Below are 17258 nucleotides of genomic sequence, written 5' to 3' on the forward strand. Positions count from 1 at the left end.
CGCGCCTCGCCGCGTTGTCGTCGGTTGTCAGGGCTCCGCCCTGCCGCCCTCCTCCGCCTTGCGACGCACGGCACCGGACCCCGCTCCCTCATCCGTCCTGATCCAAACGAAAGACCCTAAGTCGGCGCGGCGCGGATGCGCTCGCGGATTTCGGACGTGACGGCCGGACAGGGCGGGTCCGTCCAGGGGCCGTCCCGGTCGGCGCAGGGCGGCCGGTGCGATGCCGAGCAGTGCGGACAGGGCCCGCTCGCCCGCGTCCGTCACCTTCACCGCGCGCCCGGAGCCGATCCGGACGCACCACCCCGCCGCCAGGGCGTGCCCGCACAGGGCCGCGCCGGCCGCCCCGGCGAGGTGGGGACGCCGCTCGGTCCGGTCGAGGCAGGCGCGGACCAGCGGCCGTCTGCCGCGGCGGTCCAGGGCGATGCCGGCCCGGTCGAACCAGCGCAGGCCCGCGTCCGTGAGCGCGAACCCGGTGTCCTGGCGCAGCAGTCCGCGGTCGGTCAGGGCATCGGTGAGGGTGATGCCGAGCCGCCCGGCGAAGTGGTCGTAGCAGGTGCGGGCCCGGGCCGTCGCGGCGCCGGCGCCGGACTGCCGCAGGGTCCTCGGGCGTTCCACCGCGTCCGGGGCGACCTGGGCGGCCAGGTCCTCCACCAGGTGGGCGACGCGCTCGTCGGCCAGCCGGACGTAGCGGTGACGGCCCTGCCGCTCCTCGGTCAGCAGGCCGCCCGCGACGAGCTTGCCGAGGTGCTCGCTCAGGGTGGACGCTGCGACCGAGCACGCCCGGGCCAGCTCGCCCGCGGTCCAGGCCCGCCCGTCCAGCAGGGCGAGCAGACACGCGGCCCGTGTCTCGTCGGCGATCAGCGCCGTGAGCCGGGCGAGTCCCGGCGCGGCGGGGTCCCTGTGGGTCATGTGGTCCAGCATGCGCCACGGACCGTTCGGTCCCCGCCGAAGTGTCCGGGCGGCACTCCCGGGGGCGTGCGTCAGCCGTCGCCGCGCAGCTGCTCGTACTGCACGGCGAGCCCGTCCAGCAGCGCCGTCAGCCCCGTCTCGAAGGCCCGCTCGTCGATCTTCTCCTGCTTCTCGGCGAGCAGGTGCGCCTGCCCGAGGTGGGGATAGTCGGCCGGGTCGTAGGCGCTGGCGTCGTCGACGAAGCCGCCGGCGAAGGAGCCGAGGACGGAGCCCATGACGAAGTACCGCATCAGGGCGCCGATGGAGGTGGCCTGCGCGGGCTGCCAGCCGGCCGCGACCATCGCCCCGTAGACGGCGTCCGCCAGCCGCAGCGCCGCGGGACGCCGGCCCGGACCGTGGGCCAGCACCGGCACGATGTTGGGGTGGTCGCGCAGGGCGGTCCGGTAGGAGACGGCCCAGTCGTGCAGGGCGGTGCGCCAGTCCCGGCCGTCCTCGAACATCGACAGGTCGACCTGCGCGCTCACCGAGTCGGCCACCGCTTCGAGGATGTCGTCCTTGGTGCGGAAGTGGTTGTAGAGCGAGGGCCCGCTGACCCCCAGTTCCGCGGCGAGGCGGCGGGTGGAGACGGCCGCGAGGCCCTCGGCGTCCACCAGCGCACGGGCGGTCGCGACGATCCGGTCGGTACTCAGAAGGGGCTTGCGCGGTCGGGCCATGGCGCACATAGTAGGGCTGCGACATAAAACTAGCAGTGGTAATTAAAAGTGTTGGTGGTGACCCCGCATGAACCTGGAGCTCAGCGAGGAGCAGAGCGCCGTCCGCCGGCTGGCCCGGGACTTCGTGGAGCGCGAGGTCGTCCCGCACGCCACCGCCTGGGACCGCGCCGAGGAGGTCGACCGCGGCATCGTCAAGAAGCTGGGCGACCTGGGGTTCCTGGGCCTGACCGTCGACGAGGAGTACGGCGGCTCCGGCGGCGACCACCTCGCCTACTGCCTGGTGACCGAGGAACTGGGCCGCGGCGACTCCTCGGTGCGCGGCATCGTCTCCGTCTCCCTGGGGCTGGTCGCCAAGACCGTCGCCGCCTGGGGCAGCGAGGAGCAGAAGCGCGCCTGGCTGCCGGGACTCACCTCAGGGGAGCACGTCGGCTGCTTCGCGCTGACCGAGCCGGGCACCGGCTCCGACGCCGGCAGCCTCACCACCCGCGCGGTGCGCGAGGGCGGCGACTACGTCGTCAACGGCAGCAAGACCTTCATCACCAACGGCACCTGGGCCGACGTCGTCCTGCTCTTCGCCCGCTCCACCGACGCCCCCGGCCACCGGGGCGTGAGCGCCTTCCTGGTGCCCGCCGACACGCCCGGCCTGCTCCGCCGTCCCATCCACGGCAAGCTGGGCCTGCGCGGACAGGCCACCGCCGAGCTGGTGTTCCAGGACGTGCGGGTGCCGGCGTCCGCGATGCTGGGCCCGGAGGGCAAGGGGTTCTCCGTCGCCATGTCCGCCCTGGCGAAGGGGCGGATGTCGGTCGCCGCCGGCTGTGTCGGCATCGCCCAGGCGGCCCTCGACGCCGCCGTGGCCCACGCGGGGGAGCGCGAGCAGTTCGGCAGGACCATCGCCCACCACCAGCTGGTGCAGGAACTGATCAGCGACATCGCCGTCGACGTGGACGCGGCCCGGCTGCTGACCTGGCGGGTCGCCGACCTCGTCGACCGGGGGCAGCCGTTCGCAGTCGAGTCGTCCAAGGCCAAGCTGTTCGCCTCCGAGGCGGCCGTGCGCGCCGCCAACAACGCCCTCCAGGTGTTCGGCGGGTACGGCTACATCGACGAGTACCCGGCGGGCAAACTGCTGCGCGACGCCCGGGTGATGACGCTCTACGAGGGCACCAGCCAGATCCAGAAGCTGCTCATCGGCCGTGACCTGACCGGGGTGTCCGCCTTCTGAGTACGTGATCTGAGTACTCCGGCGGATGTGGTCCGGGCCACATCCGCCGATCCTTTCCCCATGAGCGACACACCGGTCAAGCAGCAGAGCACGGCCGCCTTCCACGCCCAGGCCGTCGCTTCCTTCGCCATCGCCATGGTGGCCACCGCGTACGGCATCTTCCGCCTGGAGGCCGACGCGTGGGTGCGGGCCTTCCTCGGCATCGCCGTCCTGTACCTCGTCACCTCCGCCTTCACGCTCGCCAAGGTGATCCGCGACCGCCAGGAGGCCGGGCAGATCGTCTCCCGGGTGGACCAGGCACGTTTGGAGAAGCTGCTCGCGGAGCACGACCCCTTCGAGAAGCTGTGACGCGTTCGGCCGGGACCGCACCCTCCCGCTAAGCGCCCGCTCACCCGTGCCGGTATGGTGTTGTCCCTGCCAGCGGAAGAGGTGAGCGATGAGTACGGCGGAGGAGACGGCCGGCGGCGAGGCGCAGCCGTGGGGTGAGGTCACACCCGACGCGGCCCGACGGCTGCTGCTCGCCGCGGTCGAGGCGTTCGCGGAGCGCGGCTACCACGCCACGACGACGCGGGACATCGCGGGCCGCGCCGGCATGAGCCCGGCCGCGCTCTACATCCACTACAAGACCAAGGAAGAGCTGCTCCACCGCATCAGCAGGATCGGCCACGAGAAGGTCCTCGAGGTGCTGCGGTCGGCGTCCCGCGCGGAGGGCAGCGCGACGGAGCGGCTCGCGGGCGCGGTCAGCTCCTTCGTCCGCTGGCACGCGGGCGGCCGCACCACGGCCCGGGTCGTCCAGTACGAGCTGGACTCGCTCGGCCCCGACGCCCGCGCCGAGATCCGCGAACTGCGCCGGCAGGTCGACGCCGAGGTGCGCACGATCATCGAGGAGGGGGCCCGCTCCGGCGAGTTCGACGTCATCGACGTGCACGGCACGACCCTCGCGGTGCTCTCCCTCTGTGTCGACGTGGCCCGCTGGTTCAAGGTCGACGGCCCGAGCACCCCGGAGGAGGTCGGCGCGCTCTACGCCGACCTCGTCCTGCGCATGGTCGGGGCCAAGGAGGCCCGCCCGGCTCAGAGGTAGTAGCGGGCCACCGACTCGGCCACGCACACCGGCTTGTCGCCGCCCTCGCGCTCCACGGTGAACGCCGTGGCCACCTGCACGCCGCCCGGCACCTCGTCCACGGCGGCGATCGCCGCCGTCGCGCGCAGCCGCGAGCCGACCGGGACGGGCGCGGGGAAGCGCACCTTGTTGGTGCCGTAGTTGACGCCCATCTTGACGCCCTCGACGGTGAGCAGCTGCGGGCCGAAGAGCGGCAGCAGGGACAGCGTCAGATAGCCGTGCGCGATGGTCGTGCCGAACGGGCCCGCGGCCGCCTTCTCCGGGTCGACGTGGATCCACTGGTGGTCGCCGGTGGCCTCGGCGAACAGATCGATCCGCTTCTGGTCGATCTCCAGCCAGTCGGTGTACCCCAGCTGCTCGCCCACCGCCGCCTTCAGCTCGTCGACGGACGTGAAGATCCTCGGCTCTGCCATGTTCCCGGCCTCTCGCGTCAGGGAGGTCGCCGCGCATGCCGCGGCGCAACTCTAAGCGACTGCTTAGCATGGTCGCCCCGGCGGCCCCTGTCAACGGACCCGGGCCGCCGGCCGGTGGGTAGGGTTCGGGGAGTGCCTCAGATTCCAGAGAAGATCCACGAGCTCACGGTCGGCCAGCTCGCCGCCCGCAGCGGCGCGGCCGTCTCCGCCCTGCACTTCTACGAGTCCAAAGGTCTGATCACCAGCCGCCGGACCTCGGGCAACCAGCGCCGGTTCAGCCGCGACACCCTGCGCCGGGTGGCCTTCATACGGGCCGCCCAGCGCGTCGGCATCCCGCTCGCCACGATCCGCGAGGCGCTCGCCCGGCTGCCCGAGGAGCGCACGCCCACCCGGGAGGACTGGGCCCGGCTCTCCGAGGCGTGGCGCTCCGAACTGGACGAGCGCATCCGGCAGCTCAACCGGCTGCGCGACCACCTCACCGACTGCATCGGCTGCGGCTGCCTGTCCCTGGACAGCTGCGTGCTGTCCAACCCGGACGACGTCTTCGGCGAGCGCCTCACGGGCTCGCGCCTGATGGCCGAAAGTCCCCGCCCGGCCCGCGGCCCGGCCCGCCCGCGATCGTGAATCCGGCGAACGGGACGGCGAGGGCCGCGCCCACCGCGGCGAGGTCGCCCGGGGCGTCGTCGGGGGTAGGGGGTGAGGGACGGGAGCGGCGGTACCGTCACGCCGCGCCGGGATGCGGGGCGCCCTCCTGCCGCGACCACGCGGCGGTCTCCGGCGCGCCCGGCAGCCCGCTGTCCCGGAGAGGCAACGCTGTGGAGGTGCGGCATCCCCGGCGCACCCCCACGCCCCCCGTTGCCCCCGTGATCGTCGGCCGCCATCCGTCATCGCCGGCCGCCGGTCACGCCCCGTCGGCCGGTCCGCCGCCGTCCCGTCTCCCGCGCGTGCGGCGGTGTCCCGCGCGGTGGCCGTCGCGACTCAGGCCGAGACGAGCATCCTGGCCCGGCGGGCGTCCGCGAGTGCGCCCGGCGTGAGCACCGGGCGCGGCACCAGGATCCCGCAGTCCGTGCAGACCGGGCCGGACGACGGCTCGTGGTCCAGGTCGTGGCGCCACATCAGTCGTTCCCCCCGGCAGACCGGGCAGGCCGTGCCCGGTTCCCGTTCGAGCGCCGCGATCAGGCGGCGCAGCACCTCCGCCAGCGGCTCCGTGGGGTGCACCCGGGGGTCGTCGCACCAGGCCACACCGAATCCTCCCCAGGTCAGCCGGTGCCAGTCGTCCACGCTGCCCGGCCTGCGCAGACCGTCCTGCTTCTCCTTCCTGCGCCGCGCGGCGAACTCGACCTCGTAGGCCAGCCAGACCGCGCGGGCCTCCTCCAGCTCGTCCAGTGCGGCCACGAGCCGCGCTGGGTCGACGGAGCGGTCCTCGGGGTCGAACCCGGCCCGTGAGCACAAGTGGTCCCATGTCGCCCTGTGCCCGTAGGGAGCGAACCGCTCCAGGCACTTGCGCAGCGAGTAGCGCCGCAGCGCCAGGTCGCACCGCGGATCACGCACCTGTCTCGCCAGACTTCGGAAACCGGCCATCCTCCTGCACCTCCGTCACACCTGCACCTGTAATCCGGTCACTTCGGCGTCGTCGAACGGACGTCGTCGAGTAGACGTGTCGACACGCGAATCGGATCCATCCTTTTTCGGTGACCCCTGGGTCCCCCGCGTCGACGTGTGGGTCAACTCCCCTGACCCGCGCTTCAGTTGTGGTCGTCCACGGCGGTCCGTGCTCGGCCCGGCCGCTCCGGGAGGCGGCTCCCCGCCGGACTGAGAACTCCCCGCAGGAGCCACGGGTTCCTGAAGACCGGACCGATATGCGTGGCGATCGCGATCCGGGCGCGCCGCTGTCCGGGACCGACGGGGCCCGCCCAGCCCCGTCCGTGCTGGTGGCAGACGCAAAGAGGCGGCGTCCGGCACCGTCCCGGACGCCGCCCCATTCGGCGGAAAACCGCTCAGCGGTAGAGCAGGTACTCCCGCCGTGTCCGCCGGAACGCGGCGAGCTCCCGCTGCCAGCCGGCCACCACCTCGTCGGTGTCCGCGCCCGCGTCGATCATCGTGCGCACGCGGGTGGACCCGGTGAGCCGGTCGATCCAGTGGTCCGGCCGCCAGGCGAACCCGCTCCACACCCGTTTGGCGGTGATCAGCAGCCCGATGCCGGTGCGCACCGGGTCGAACGCCTGACGGTCGTGCACGTGCAGTTGCACACCGCCGACGGTCTTCCCCTGGAACTTGGAGAACGTCGGGGCGAAGTACGCCTCCCGGAAGTGCACCCCCGCCAGCCCCAGCCCGTCGGCCGCCGCGGCCCAGCCGCCGTCCACGCCCTCGGCGCCCAGCAGCTCGAACGGCCTGGTGGTGCCGCGGCCCTCGGAGAGGTTGGTGCCCTCGAACAGGCACGTCCCGGAGTACACGAGGGCCGTCTCCGGGGTCGGCATGTTCGGGCTCGGCGGCACCCACGGCAGCCCGGTGGTGTCGTAGAAGTCCGACCGTTTCCAGCCCTTCATCCGGACCGTCTCCAGCGGCACCGGTGCGGTCAGGAACTCGGCGTTGAACAGCAGCGCCAGTTCCGCCACCGTCATGCCGTGCGCCTGCGAGATCGGCTCCCGGCCCACGAACGTCGCGAACTCCTTGTGCAGCACCGGCCCCAGCGCCGCCCTGCCGGTCACCGGGTTCGGCCGGTCGAGGACCACGAACCGCTTGCCGGCCAGCCGCGCGGCCTCCATGCAGTCGTAGAGGGTCCAGATGTAGGTGTAGAAGCGGGCCCCGACGTCCTGGATGTCGAAGACGACCGTGTCCACGCCCGACGCGGTGAAGATGTCGGCGAGCGGCTGACCGCTCTTGAGGTAGGTGTCGTACACCGGCAGGCCGGTGGCGGGGTCGTCGTGGCGGCCCTCGGAGCCGCCCGCCTGGGCGGTGCCCCGGAAGCCGTGCTCCGGGCCGAAGACGGCGGTCAGCCGCACCCGGTCGTCGGCGTGCATGACGTCGACGATGTGGCGCGCGTCGCGGGTGATGCCGGTGGGGTTGGTGACGACGCCGACCCGCTGCCTGTCGAGCAGGGAGTACCCGTCGGCCGCGAGGCGTTCGAAGCCGGTGGCGGGCCGTCGGCCGCGGCCCGGCGCCGCCGCCGGCGGGGCGGCGGCCGCCTGCGCCGGGGCGGCGGAAGCCGCCATCGCGGCGGCGGTGGTGGTGGCGAGCAGGGTCCGTCTGGACAGCCTCATGGGGCGGCCTCCGTGATCGCTACGGGTGTCATGAACACGCACGCTAGCTGTCGGCGGCGCCGCGGGGAACGCACCGCACCGCATGCGTGCGCCCGGACCCTTCCGTCGGACATACCGACCGGTTAGTCTGGCGCGGCCGGTTCCCGCCGCGACCGCTCCACGCCCCGCCGGACGCCCGCGCGGGGCGCGGCGGGGGGAGCCGCACGACCCATCGACAAGCCGCGTCAAGGAGACCATGGTGGAAGCCGTACAGGGTGCGAAAGTGGTCGTCACGGGGGCCGCGGGCGGCATCGGGGCGGCACTCGCCCGCCGCTTCGCCGCCCAGGGGGCACAGGTCGTCGTCAACGACCTCGACGCCGACCGGGTGAAGGCCGTCGCCGAGGAGATCGGCGGCATCGCCGTCCCCGGCGACGCCTCCTCCGCCGTCGACGAGGCGCGCGACGCGCTCGGCGGCCGGGTCGACGTCTACTGCGCCAACGCGGGCGTCGGGCGCGACGGCGGGGAGCCCGGCGAACCCCTCGACGAGCAGGGCTGGGCGCTCTCCTGGGACGTCAACGTGATGGCCCACGTGCGCGCGGCCCACGCCCTGCTCCCCGACTGGCTGGAGCGCGGCGCCGGCCGCTTCGTCTCCACCGTGTCGGCCGCCGGGCTGCTCACCATGCTCGGCACGGCGCCGTACAGCGTCACCAAGCACGGCGCCTACGCCTTCGCCGAGTGGCTCTCGCTCACGTACCGGCACCGCGGGGTGAAGGTCCACGCGATCTGTCCGCAGGGCGTGCGCACCGACATGCTCACCGCCAGCGGCAGCGCGGGCCGGCTGGTGCTGGAGCCGACCGCGATCGAGCCGGACGACGTGGCCGACGCCCTCTTCCGGGGCATCGAGGAGGACCGCTTCCTGATCCTGCCGCACCCGGAGGTCGCCGCGTACTACCGGGCCCGCGCCGAGGACCCCGAGCGCTGGCTGGGCGGCATGAACCGCCTCCAGCAGCAGTGGGAGGCCGCCCGCTGACCGCCCGCCCCGCCCCGGCCTCCGCGCGCCCCGCCGGGGCGCCGGACCGGACCCGGCTGTGACCGCAGGGCGGCGCGGGGGGAGACTGTGCGCCTGCCCCCACGCGCGGGCGGGCCCGTCCCGCGTGGCCGGCACGGCCGGTGGGAAGATCCTCCGTCGGGGAGCGGCGTTCCCCGGCGCACGACCATGAGAGCGACACGGAAAGCAGGTGGCGGCAGTGCCCAGGACGACGGACGGTGACGGGACCCCCGTGCCACAGCGGCTGCTGGCCGCCGCCACGCGGCTCTTCGCCGAGCAGGGCTACGACCGCACCTCGGTGCAGGAGATCGTCGAGGCGGCCGGCGTCACCAAGGGCGCGCTCTACCACTACTTCGGCTCCAAGGACGATCTCCTCCACGAGGTCTACGCGCGCGTGCTGCGCGTCCAGCAGGAACGCCTGGACGCCTACGCGGACGCCGACGAGCCGATCGAGAAGCGGCTGCGTGGCGCGGCGGCCGACGTGGTCGTCACGACGATCGAGAACCTCGACGACGCGTCGATCTTCTTCCGCTCCATGCACCACCTGAGCCCGGAGAAGAACAAGCAGGTGCGCGCTGCCCGCCGCCGCTACCACGAACGCTTCCGCGCGCTGATCGAGGAGGGCCAGGAGGCCGGCGTCTTTTCCCGCGCGACACCGGCCGACCTCGTGGTCGACTACCACTTCGGCTCCGTGCACCACCTGTCGACCTGGTACCGCCCCGACGGCCCGCTCAGCCCGCAGGAGGTCGCCGACCACCTCGCGGACCTGCTCCTGCGGGCCCTGCGTCCCTGACGGGCCCGGCGGCCCGCCCCGGCGGATCCGTGACCGGCCCGGCGCCGACTGCCCGATGACGGGCCCTGGCGCGTCCGTGCCCGGCCGGGAGCCCGGCCTGCCCGGCGCGTCCAGGCCGGGCTCCCGCCCGCCCCGTCGGCCCGCGCCGCCGCCTCCGGCAGAGCGCTGCCTGTCGGCCGGGTCGTCCGCCCGGTGCCCGTCGCCGTCGGTCGGGTGGCGCCGCCTGGCGGCTGTCGTGTGCGGCCGGTCCGCGCTGCCTCCGGCAGGGCGCTCCTCGCCGTCGGGGCATCAGTTCGGCGCCCGCCGTCGCCGTCGGCCAGGCGCCATCGGCTGTCGCCCGGCCGGCCCCGTCATCTTCCGCCGCCTCCGGCAGGGCGCTCCCCGTCGGCCGGGTCCTCTGCCTGGTGCCCGTCGCCGTCAACCGGGCGCCATCACCCGGCGCCCCCGTGCCGTGTCCCGTCAGCCCGCGCCGCTTCTGGCGGGGGGCTGCCTGTCGGCCTGGTCGTCCGCCCGGTGCCCGTCGCCGTCGGCCGGGTGACGCCGCCTGGCGGCTGTCGTGTGCGGCCGGTCCGCGCTGCCTCCGGCAGGGCGCTCCTTGTCGGCCGGGTCGTCCACGCGGTGCCCGTCGCCTTTAACCGGGCGCCGTCGCCCGGCACCTGCTGTGCGTGTCCTGTCAGCTCGCGCCGCTGCCGGCAGGGGGCTGCTTGTCGGCCGGGTCGTCCGCCCGGTGCCCGTCGCCGTCAGCCGGGCGGCGCCGCCCGGCGTCCGCCGTGTCCCGTCGGTCCGCGCCCGTCAGGTGGTCGAGCAGCGCGGCCGCCGCCGGGTTGCGTGGGCGTGTCCCGCGCCCTGCCAGGACGACCGTGCGCCCCGGGTCCGGCTGCCGCACCGCCAGACAGGGCAGCCCGGCCCGCTCACCGATCGGCCGCGGCACGAACGCCACCCCGATCCCGGCCCGCACCAGATCCACCAGCAGCCCGGCCTGCGTGACGTCACAGGTGATGTGCCGCCGCAGCCCCCACCCCGCGGCCAGCCGCCGTACGGCCGTCTCCAGACCGGTGCCCGCGCGGAAGTCCACGAACGGCTCCGCGGCGAGATCACCCACCTCCACCTTTCCCGCCGCCCCCAGCGGATGGCCCGGCGCGGTGATGAGCACCAGCTCCTCGTGCCAGGTCGCGTGCACCGCCAGTCCTTCGGGCAACTCCCGCGCGTCCGGCGCCAGATACGCCAGGTCCAGCTCGCCCGCGCGCAGCGCCTCGGTCAGTTCGTCCACCCCGGAGTCCCGCACGGACACCTGTACGCCGGGGAACTCCCGGTGGAACGCGGCCAGTTCCACCGGAAGGTCCACACACGTGAGCGTCTGGATGGTGCCGATGGCCACCCGCCCCCGGGCCAGTCCCGCGACCTCGGCCACCGCGTGCCGCGCCGCCTCCGCCCCCGCCAGCAGCGCCCGGGCCTGCGGCAGCAGCGCGCGGCCCGCCTCCGTCAGCACGACCCGGCGGCCCGTGCGGTCGAACAGGTCGGCCCCCAGCTCCCGTTCCAGCTTGCGGACCGAGGTGCTCAGTGCCGACTGCGCGATCAGCTCGGCGCGCGCGGCGGCGGTGAAGCCGCCCTCGGTGACGACGGCCATGAAATGGCGCAGCTGCCGGATCTCCATCCATCCACGGTAGCGATGGGTTCCAGCGAAACCATCTGTTGGACCGGCCGCCGGGGCCCGCCCGATGCTGTTCCCGTGCGCCTCGTCCCCACCCTGCGGGCCGCGCTGTCCGCCGCGGTGTGGACCGCCGCCTACTCGCCCGACACCCCCACCGCGCTGCGCCTGCCGGCGCGCCGGCTCCTGGACCTGCACGCCCGCGTGCACGCCCGCCTGCGCACCCGCGCGCCGGACGGTGCCCGGTCCGGCGGCACCGGCAGCCAGGGGCCCGGCGTCCCCGGCCCACCGCGCCGGTCGCGGAGGCCGCGCAGGCCGCGATAGACGGCGGCGGCGACGCCCGGCACGGCGGGAGAGCCCACAGCGCCGTGGCCCCTCCCGGGAGGGGCCACGGCCCTGCCTGCCCCCTAGCGGTACTTCTTCAGCTCCCGACGGGCCAGCGACCGCTGGTGCACCTCGTCCGGACCGTCGGCGATCATCAGCGTGCGCGCCCCGGCGTAGAGCTCCGCCAGCGGGAAGTCCTGGCTGACCCCGCCGGCGCCGTACAGCTGGATGGCCCGGTCGAGGATGCCGACGACCGTGCGCGGCGTGGCGATCTTGATGGCCTGGATCTCGGTGTGGGCGCCCCGGTTGCCGACGGTGTCCATCATCCAGGCCGTCTTCAGCACCAGCAGCCGCAGCTGCTCGACGGCGACCCGGGCGTCCGCGATCCAGTTCTGCACCACGCCCTGCTGGGCCAACGCCTTACCGAAGGCCTCGCGGGACACGGCGCGGCGGCACATCAGCTCGATCGCCCGCTCGGCCATGCCGATCAGCCGCATGCAGTGGTGGATGCGGCCCGGGCCGAGCCGGGCCTGGGCGATGGCGAAGCCGCCGCCCTCCTGGCCGATCAGGTTCGCCACCGGCACGCGCGCCTCGTCGAACACCACCTCGGCGTGACCGCCGTGGTACTCGTCCTCGTAGCCGAAGACCTGCATCGCGCGCCGGATCGTGACGCCCGGGGTGTCGCGCGGGACGAGCACCATGGACTGCTGGCGGCGGATGTCCGCACCGTCCGGGTCGGTCTTGCCCATCACGATGAAGATCTTGCAGTCGGGGTGCATCGCCCCGGAGATGTACCACTTGCGGCCGCTGATGACGTACTCGTCGCCGTCCCGCCGGATGTGCGTGGTGATGTTGGTGGCGTCCGAGGAGGCCACCTCCGGCTCGGTCATCGCGAACGCCGAGCGGATCTCGCCCGCCAGCAGCGGTTCCAGCCACTGCTTCTTCTGCTGCTCGTCGCCGAACTGGGCCAGCACCTCCATGTTGCCGGTGTCGGGCGCGGCGCAGTTGGTGGCCGTGGGCGCCAGCTGGGGGGAGCGCCCCATGATCTCCGCCAGCGGGGCGTACTGCAGGTTGCTGAGCCCGGCACCGTAGGGGGAGTCCGGCAGGAAGAGGTTCCACAGGCCCTGCCTGCGGGCCTCCGCCTTGAGTTCCTCCACGACGGGGACGGTGTCCCAGGGGGAGGCCAGCCCGGCGCGCTGTTCGTGCGCGACCCGCTCGGCGGGGTGGACGTGCTCGTCCATGAAGGCGAGCAGCCGGGTGCGCAGTTCCTCGGTACGCGCGTCGAACGCGAAGTCCATGACGATCAGCCCTCCTGAAGGCCCTGCAGAGTGGTGAGGCCGTGCTCGATGAAGACGGGGACCAGGTCGCCGATGAGGTCGAACCCGGGGCCGACCGTCCGGCCCAGCGTGTAGCGGTAGTGGATGCCTTCGAGGATCACGGCCAGCTTGAACCAGGCGAAGGCCGTGTACCAGGCGACGCCCGCCACGTCGCGCCCCGAGCGCGCGGCGTACCGCTCGGTCAGTTCGGCGGGGGACGGGTGCCCGGGTGCCTCGGCGGTGGTGGAGACCGGCGAGCCGGGAAGGCCCAGCGGAGTGCTGTACATGACGAGCAGACCGAGGTCGGTCAGCGGGTCGCCGAGCGTGGACATCTCCCAGTCGAGGATCGCCCGGATCGAGTCGTCCTCGCCGATCAGGACGTTGTCCAGCCGGTAGTCGCCGTGCACCACCGTCGGGGCGGGCGAGCGAGGCAGGTCCCGGCCGAGCGCGGCCTGCAGCTCGTCGATCCCGGCCAGCTCGCGGTTGCGGGAGGCGTCCAGCTGCTTGCCCCAGCGCCGCAGCTGCCGGTCCAGGAACCCCTCGGGCCGGCCGAAGTCGGCCAGGCCCACCGTGGCGGGGTCCACCGCGTGCAGCTCGACGAGGGTGTCCACCAGGTCCAGCACGGCACCCCGGGTGCGTTCCGGGCCGAGCGGGGCGAGCTGGTCGGCGGTGCGGTACGGGGTGCCGTCGACGAACTCCATGACGTAGAACGGGGCGCCCAGCACCTCCTCGTCCTCGCACAGCAGCAGGGGCCGGGGGACCGGCACGGAGGTCGGGTGCAGGGCCTCGATCACCCGGTGCTCGCGCTTCATGTCGTGCGCGGTCGCGAGGACGTGGCCGAGCGGCGGGCGGCGGACGACCCAGCGCGAGGTGCCGTCGGAGACCCGGTACGTGAGGTTCGACCGTCCGCCCTCGATCAGCCGGCCGGAGAGCGGGCCGTTCACCAGGCCGGGCCGTTCCCGTTCGAGCAGGCCGCGCAGCCGGTCGAGATCGAGTCCGGGCGGGTGGTCGGGGCTCATCGTCGCTCCTGTGGGCAGGCGAACAGTACCCGCACAATGATGCCGACCGGTCGGTATGTCGTCCAGAGGGCGAACCAAACGTGATCGGGCCCACGATAGGCGCCGATCCCGCCGTTCCGCTTGCGTCGCGCGCGGCCGCAGCCGAGGGTCGAGGCATGAAGGCGATCAGCTACGCACAGTACGGCGGCCCCGAGGTACTGACCCTCGGAGAGGTCGACGACCCGAAGGTCGGCCCCGACTCGGTGCTCGTCCGGGTGCGGGCGGCGGCCGTCAATCCGGTCGACTGGAAGTGCCGCGAGGGCTACCTCGACCCGGTGCTCCCGGCGGTGTTCCCGGTGGTCCCGGGCTGGGACGTCTCCGGTGAGGTCGTCCGCACCGGCGGGGCCGTGCCGGAGTTCGAGCCCGGTGACGAGGTGATCGGCTACGTCCGCGAGGACTTCCTCTCCCGGGGCACCTTCGCCGAGTACGTCGCCGCCCCGGTGCGCGCCCTCGCCCGCAAGCCGCGCAACCTCTCCTTCGAGGAGGCCGCCGGCATCCCCCTGGCCGGACTCACCGCCTACCAGGTGCTGCACCACATCCTGGGGGTCGGGCGCGGCGAGACCGTCCTGGTGCACGCCGCGGCCGGCGGCGTCGGTTCGCTGGCCGTCCAGATCGCCGTCCACCTCGGCGCCCGCGTCATCGGTACGGCGAGCGAACGCAACCACGACTTCGTCCGCTCCCTCGGCGGGGAGCCGGTGAGCTACGGCGAGGGCCTGGCCGAGCGGGTGCGCGGGCTGGCGCCCGAGGGCGTGGACGCCGTGTTCGACACCGTCGGCGGTGACGCCCTCAAGGTCTCGGCGAACCTCCTCGCCCCCGAGGGCCGGCTCGCGTCCGTCGCCGACGCCGAGGTCGTGACCTACGGAGGCCGCTACCACTTCGTCCGCCCCGACCCGCAGGACCTGACCCGGCTGACCGAGCTGGCCGAGCAGGGGGCGCTGCGGGTCCACGTCTCCGAGACGTTCCCGCTGGAACGCGCGGCCGACGCGCACCGGCTGAACCAGGAGGGCCGGACCCGGGGGAAGATCGTCGTCACGGTCGCCCAGGAGGCTCCGGAGGAGACCTGAGGGGCTGAGGGCCTCGCGGCCCAGCAGCCGCGAGGCCCCCGCGGGCGGCCGATCCCCCAGGGCCTGTCGTCACATTCCCGTCGTCCACCCGCAGGGCGGGCCGTGCGACGAGAGTGCGTGCATGGCGTCGCACGGCAGACGGGAATGAACGACAGGGCCTAGAGCACCAGCAGCGCCCCGCACACCGCCATCGCCACCGTGCACAGCACCGCCGCCGCCGCGTACCGGGGGGCCGGTGCCGTGGGCGGGCCCGGGGCCGTGAGCGCGCGGATGCGGCGGTGCGCGATGCCGAGAAGGCCCAGCCAGCACAGGCAGCACAGGGCGCACGCGACGACAGCCGCCGTCGACGCCCCGCCCTGCGCCACGGCCCGCACCGCCAGGAGGGCCGCCACGGTGGCGGAGAGCGTGGTGCGGCGCCAGGAGAGCCGGGTGCGCTCGGGCTGCAGTCCGGGATCGCGCCCGCCGTCGGCCGACGGCCCGGTCATCCCTCCCGCCCGACGAGCACGACGACGACCATCACGACGGCCACCGCGGCGATCAGCAGGCTCAGCAGCGCCGGGAAGCGGGAGACCGGAAGGTCCTCGCCCCGGCGCATCGCCCGCTCGCAGCGCACCCAGTGGTTCACGGCCCGCAGCGCGCACAGGGCGCCCGCCGCCAGCAGGGCGAGCGCGAGGCCCGTGCGCCAGGGCCGGGGCAGGTCGGGCAGGAACTGGTCGACGGCGAAGCCGCCGCCGACGAGGGCGAGCGCGGTGCGCAGCCAGGCCAGGAAGGTGCGTTCGTTCGCCAGGGAGAACCGGTAGTCCGGGGTCTCGCCCTCCTGGCGTGCGTCCTCCGGCGCGAACCACAACCGGACGTTCCGTACGAACTCGATCACTCCGTGACCCTACCGGGACGCCGTCGCGGCCGGTCACCCCGCGGGCCTGTGCACCTCCAGCCGCTGCCAGGCGGCGAGCCCGTCCGGCACCCACTCCCACTCGCCGAGGCGCCGCCGCAGCTCCGGCACGGGCAGGAAGGCGTACCAGGCCACCTCCTCGGCCTGCGGGCGGACCGGCAGCTCGCAGCGCACCTCGTAGACCGCCGACCACCAGCTGCGGGCCCCGCCGTCGTCGTAGAGGAAGGAGAAACGGAACGCGGGCCGGGGCAGGCCGCTGACGCCCAGTTCCTCCTCGGCCTCCCGCAGGGCCGCGTCGTCGTAGCTCTCGCCCGCGCCGACGACGCCGCCGACGAACATGTCGTGCAGCGAGGGGTAGACCAGCTTGTCCGCCGTGCGCCGGTGCACGAACACCCGGTCCTCGGCGTCCCTGGCCAGCACGAACACACACCGGTGGCGCAGGCCGCGGGCGTAGACCTCGCCGCGCGGGGCCCGGCCGACCACCCGGTCGTGCTCGTCCACGATGTCGAGGATCTCGTCGGCGCAACTCATGCGGCCCATCCAAGCAGCCCCGCCCCCGCCCCCGGTTCTTCCGGCGGCCGGCCGGTCACGTCACCCCAGGTGGACGTTCCGCGTCGGGGCGCCGTCCAGGGAGCCCCGGGGCATCGCCGGGTGCATGCCCAGCAGGACGATGCCGCCGACGATCGCGGCCAGGCCGCACGCCTCCCAGGTCAGGGCGCCGGTGTCGGTGCGCAGCCGGTCGCCGAGGAAGCCGACGCCGCAGATGATCCCGGCGAGCGGCTGCGCGGCGGTCAGGGCCGGCAGCGACATCCGCAGCGGCGCCGTCTCGAAGGCGCTCTGCACCAGCACCAGCCCGGTCACGCCGAGCGCCAGCACCGCGTACGGCTGCCAGCCGGTCAGCACCTCGGCGAGTCCCCCCGCCTCGAACCGCTGGCCGCTCACCCGGGTGAGCGCGTCCTGCACGCCGTACAGCAGCCCCGCGGCGCCCGCCAGCAGCATCGGCGCCCAGGTCAGCCGCCAGCGTTTGGCGCAGGCGGTGAGGAGCAGGGCGAGGCCGACCATGCCGCCGATGATCAGCCAGTGGCGCAGCGGGTCGGTGAGCGCGGTGCCGCCCGTCGGCCGGCCCGCGACGACGAACGCGGTGACGCCGCCGGCCAGCAGCGCCAGCCCTGCCCAGCCCTGCCGGCCGAGCGCCTGGCGGGTGCGGTGCCGGGACAGGGTGAGGGCGAACAGCAGGTTCGTCGCGAGGAGCGGTTCCACGAGCGACAGCTCGCCCTGGCCCAGCGCCACCGCGCCGAGCGCCATGCCGGCCACGACCAGCCCCAGCCCGGCCATCCACTCCGGCACCTTCATCAGGTCGAGGAGGAGACGGGGGCGGAGGAAGTCGCTCAGCGGTGCCCGCTGGGCCGCGTCCTGCTGGAGCACGAAACCGAAGCCCAGACAGCACGCGGCGCTCAGGGCGAGCACCAGTACCGGAACCGACACGCTGCGTACCTCAATGA

At 74.1% G+C, this 17258-nt stretch carries 19 protein-coding genes and 1 pseudogene; 8 read left to right on the forward strand and 12 right to left on the reverse strand.

From position 1 onward, the window contains the following. Positions 1-201: 201 nt before the first annotated feature. Positions 202-921, reverse strand: a pseudogene (locus ACIRPP_RS15610) (ArsR/SmtB family transcription factor); the annotation flags it as partial. A gap of 59 nt (positions 922-980) precedes the next feature. Continuing rightward, positions 981-1631, reverse strand: coding sequence for a TetR/AcrR family transcriptional regulator (locus ACIRPP_RS15615; protein ID WP_403642390.1), 651 nt, complete (start codon positions 1629-1631; stop codon positions 981-983). Positions 1632-1689: 58 nt separating this feature from the next. Here ACIRPP_RS15615 and ACIRPP_RS15620 point away from each other — a divergent pair, with 58 nt between their 5' ends. The 3 genes from ACIRPP_RS15620 (at position 1690) to ACIRPP_RS15630 (ending at position 3922) form a co-directional block, all read left to right on the forward strand. Beyond that, the gene (locus ACIRPP_RS15620; RefSeq protein WP_403642393.1) at positions 1690-2841 is read left to right on the forward strand and encodes an acyl-CoA dehydrogenase family protein; all 1152 of its coding nucleotides are present in this window, start codon (positions 1690-1692) and stop codon (positions 2839-2841) included. Positions 2842-2901: 60 nt separating this feature from the next. Then, on the forward strand, positions 2902-3189 hold the full coding sequence (locus tag ACIRPP_RS15625) for a YiaA/YiaB family inner membrane protein (RefSeq protein ID WP_164336190.1): 288 nt from the start codon (positions 2902-2904) through the stop codon (positions 3187-3189). Positions 3190-3277: 88 nt separating this feature from the next. After that, positions 3278-3922: a TetR/AcrR family transcriptional regulator gene (locus tag ACIRPP_RS15630; RefSeq protein WP_164349706.1), complete on the forward strand. Its 645-nt coding sequence runs from the start codon at positions 3278-3280 to the stop codon at positions 3920-3922. Here the strand turns inward: ACIRPP_RS15630 and ACIRPP_RS15635 are convergent. Further along, the gene (locus ACIRPP_RS15635) at positions 3913-4374 is read right to left on the reverse strand and encodes a MaoC family dehydratase (protein ID WP_403642396.1); all 462 of its coding nucleotides are present in this window, start codon (positions 4372-4374) and stop codon (positions 3913-3915) included. The two genes, ACIRPP_RS15630 and ACIRPP_RS15635, sit on opposite strands and share 10 nt — an antisense overlap. A gap of 132 nt (positions 4375-4506) precedes the next feature. Here ACIRPP_RS15635 and soxR point away from each other — a divergent pair, with 132 nt between their 5' ends. Next, the gene (gene soxR / locus ACIRPP_RS15640; protein ID WP_403642399.1) at positions 4507-4998 is read left to right on the forward strand and encodes a redox-sensitive transcriptional activator SoxR; all 492 of its coding nucleotides are present in this window, start codon (positions 4507-4509) and stop codon (positions 4996-4998) included. Between the two features lie 354 nt (positions 4999-5352). Here the strand turns inward: soxR and ACIRPP_RS15645 are convergent, their stop codons facing one another. Together ACIRPP_RS15645 and ACIRPP_RS15650 are read right to left on the reverse strand one after the other, a co-directional pair. After that, a complete protein-coding gene (locus ACIRPP_RS15645; protein WP_164334549.1) occupies positions 5353-5955 on the reverse strand; it encodes a hypothetical protein in 603 nt (200 codons plus the stop codon). A 416-nt stretch (positions 5956-6371) separates the two neighbouring features. Continuing rightward, the gene (locus tag ACIRPP_RS15650; protein ID WP_403642403.1) at positions 6372-7634 is read right to left on the reverse strand and encodes an exo-beta-N-acetylmuramidase NamZ domain-containing protein; all 1263 of its coding nucleotides are present in this window, start codon (positions 7632-7634) and stop codon (positions 6372-6374) included. Positions 7635-7869: 235 nt separating this feature from the next. Here ACIRPP_RS15650 and ACIRPP_RS15655 point away from each other — a divergent pair, with 235 nt between their 5' ends. Then, the gene (locus tag ACIRPP_RS15655) at positions 7870-8643 is read left to right on the forward strand and encodes an SDR family oxidoreductase (RefSeq protein ID WP_403642406.1); all 774 of its coding nucleotides are present in this window, start codon (positions 7870-7872) and stop codon (positions 8641-8643) included. Positions 8644-8860: 217 nt separating this feature from the next. Beyond that, positions 8861-9454, forward strand: coding sequence for a TetR/AcrR family transcriptional regulator (locus ACIRPP_RS15660; protein WP_164335321.1), 594 nt, complete (start codon positions 8861-8863; stop codon positions 9452-9454). A 673-nt stretch (positions 9455-10127) separates the two neighbouring features. Here ACIRPP_RS15660 and ACIRPP_RS15665 read toward each other — a convergent pair. Then, complete coding sequence (locus tag ACIRPP_RS15665) at positions 10128-11108, reverse strand: LysR family transcriptional regulator (protein WP_403642409.1); 981 nt, start codon at positions 11106-11108, stop codon at positions 10128-10130. 75 nt (positions 11109-11183) lie between these two features. Between ACIRPP_RS15665 and ACIRPP_RS15670 the strand changes: the two genes are divergently transcribed. Continuing rightward, the gene (locus ACIRPP_RS15670) at positions 11184-11426 is read left to right on the forward strand and encodes a hypothetical protein (protein WP_403642412.1); all 243 of its coding nucleotides are present in this window, start codon (positions 11184-11186) and stop codon (positions 11424-11426) included. A gap of 83 nt (positions 11427-11509) precedes the next feature. Here the strand turns inward: ACIRPP_RS15670 and ACIRPP_RS15675 are convergent, their stop codons facing one another. Together ACIRPP_RS15675 and ACIRPP_RS15680 are read right to left on the reverse strand one after the other, a co-directional pair. Beyond that, positions 11510-12724, reverse strand: a complete 1215-nt coding sequence (locus tag ACIRPP_RS15675; RefSeq protein WP_403642415.1) for an acyl-CoA dehydrogenase family protein — start codon at positions 12722-12724, stop codon at positions 11510-11512. Between the two features lie 5 nt (positions 12725-12729). Further along, positions 12730-13761: a phosphotransferase family protein gene (locus ACIRPP_RS15680; RefSeq protein ID WP_403642418.1), complete on the reverse strand. Its 1032-nt coding sequence runs from the start codon at positions 13759-13761 to the stop codon at positions 12730-12732. A gap of 155 nt (positions 13762-13916) precedes the next feature. On the opposite strand from ACIRPP_RS15680, the gene ACIRPP_RS15685 reads away from it, so the two are divergent. Then, positions 13917-14864, forward strand: coding sequence for an NADP-dependent oxidoreductase (locus ACIRPP_RS15685; RefSeq protein WP_403642421.1), 948 nt, complete (start codon positions 13917-13919; stop codon positions 14862-14864). Between the two features lie 158 nt (positions 14865-15022). On the opposite strand, the gene ACIRPP_RS15690 is transcribed toward ACIRPP_RS15685, so the two are convergent. From ACIRPP_RS15690 to ACIRPP_RS15705, 4 genes are read right to left on the reverse strand one after another with little or no spacing between them, the layout of a single operon-like run. Continuing rightward, entirely contained in the window at positions 15023-15349 is a 327-nt protein-coding gene (locus ACIRPP_RS15690) for a DUF202 domain-containing protein (RefSeq protein WP_403642423.1), read from the reverse strand. Further along, positions 15346-15738 (reverse strand): YidH family protein, encoded by a 393-nt coding sequence (locus ACIRPP_RS15695; protein WP_403642426.1) that lies wholly within the window; start codon positions 15736-15738, stop codon positions 15346-15348. The genes ACIRPP_RS15690 and ACIRPP_RS15695 overlap by 4 nt, the downstream gene beginning before the upstream one ends. 33 nt (positions 15739-15771) lie before the next feature. Next, a complete protein-coding gene (locus tag ACIRPP_RS15700) occupies positions 15772-16287 on the reverse strand; it encodes an NUDIX hydrolase (RefSeq protein WP_403642428.1) in 516 nt (171 codons plus the stop codon). A 60-nt stretch (positions 16288-16347) separates the two neighbouring features. Then, positions 16348-17241, reverse strand: a complete 894-nt coding sequence (locus tag ACIRPP_RS15705; RefSeq protein ID WP_403642431.1) for a DMT family transporter — start codon at positions 17239-17241, stop codon at positions 16348-16350. Positions 17242-17258 lie beyond the last annotated feature (17 nt).

This window comes from Streptomyces sp. NPDC101219 (assembly GCF_044767675.1).
Classification (GTDB): Bacteria; Actinomycetota; Actinomycetes; order Streptomycetales; family Streptomycetaceae; genus Streptomyces.

Excerpts from the sequence above, each read along its gene's own strand:
- ACIRPP_RS15700 (WP_403642428.1), bottom strand. The coding sequence starts at position 16,287 with ATGAGTTGCGCCGACGAGATCCTCGACATCGTGGACGAGCACGACCGG.
- ACIRPP_RS15625 (WP_164336190.1), top strand. The coding sequence starts at position 2,902 with ATGAGCGACACACCGGTCAAGCAGCAGAGCACGGCCGCCTTCCACGCC.
- ACIRPP_RS15675 (WP_403642415.1), bottom strand. The coding sequence starts at position 12,724 with ATGGACTTCGCGTTCGACGCGCGTACCGAGGAACTGCGCACCCGGCTG.
- ACIRPP_RS15615 (WP_403642390.1), bottom strand. The coding sequence starts at position 1,631 with ATGTGCGCCATGGCCCGACCGCGCAAGCCCCTTCTGAGTACCGACCGG.
- ACIRPP_RS15690 (WP_403642423.1), bottom strand. The coding sequence starts at position 15,349 with ATGACCGGGCCGTCGGCCGACGGCGGGCGCGATCCCGGACTGCAGCCC.
- ACIRPP_RS15665 (WP_403642409.1), bottom strand. The coding sequence starts at position 11,108 with ATGGAGATCCGGCAGCTGCGCCATTTCATGGCCGTCGTCACCGAGGGC.
- ACIRPP_RS15655 (WP_403642406.1), top strand. The coding sequence starts at position 7,870 with ATGGTGGAAGCCGTACAGGGTGCGAAAGTGGTCGTCACGGGGGCCGCG.
- ACIRPP_RS15685 (WP_403642421.1), top strand. The coding sequence starts at position 13,917 with ATGAAGGCGATCAGCTACGCACAGTACGGCGGCCCCGAGGTACTGACC.
- ACIRPP_RS15680 (WP_403642418.1), bottom strand. The coding sequence starts at position 13,761 with ATGAGCCCCGACCACCCGCCCGGACTCGATCTCGACCGGCTGCGCGGC.
- ACIRPP_RS15645 (WP_164334549.1), bottom strand. The coding sequence starts at position 5,955 with ATGGCCGGTTTCCGAAGTCTGGCGAGACAGGTGCGTGATCCGCGGTGC.
- ACIRPP_RS15650 (WP_403642403.1), bottom strand. The coding sequence starts at position 7,634 with ATGAGGCTGTCCAGACGGACCCTGCTCGCCACCACCACCGCCGCCGCG.
- ACIRPP_RS15635 (WP_403642396.1), bottom strand. The coding sequence starts at position 4,374 with ATGGCAGAGCCGAGGATCTTCACGTCCGTCGACGAGCTGAAGGCGGCG.
- ACIRPP_RS15630 (WP_164349706.1), top strand. The coding sequence starts at position 3,278 with ATGAGTACGGCGGAGGAGACGGCCGGCGGCGAGGCGCAGCCGTGGGGT.
- ACIRPP_RS15620 (WP_403642393.1), top strand. The coding sequence starts at position 1,690 with ATGAACCTGGAGCTCAGCGAGGAGCAGAGCGCCGTCCGCCGGCTGGCC.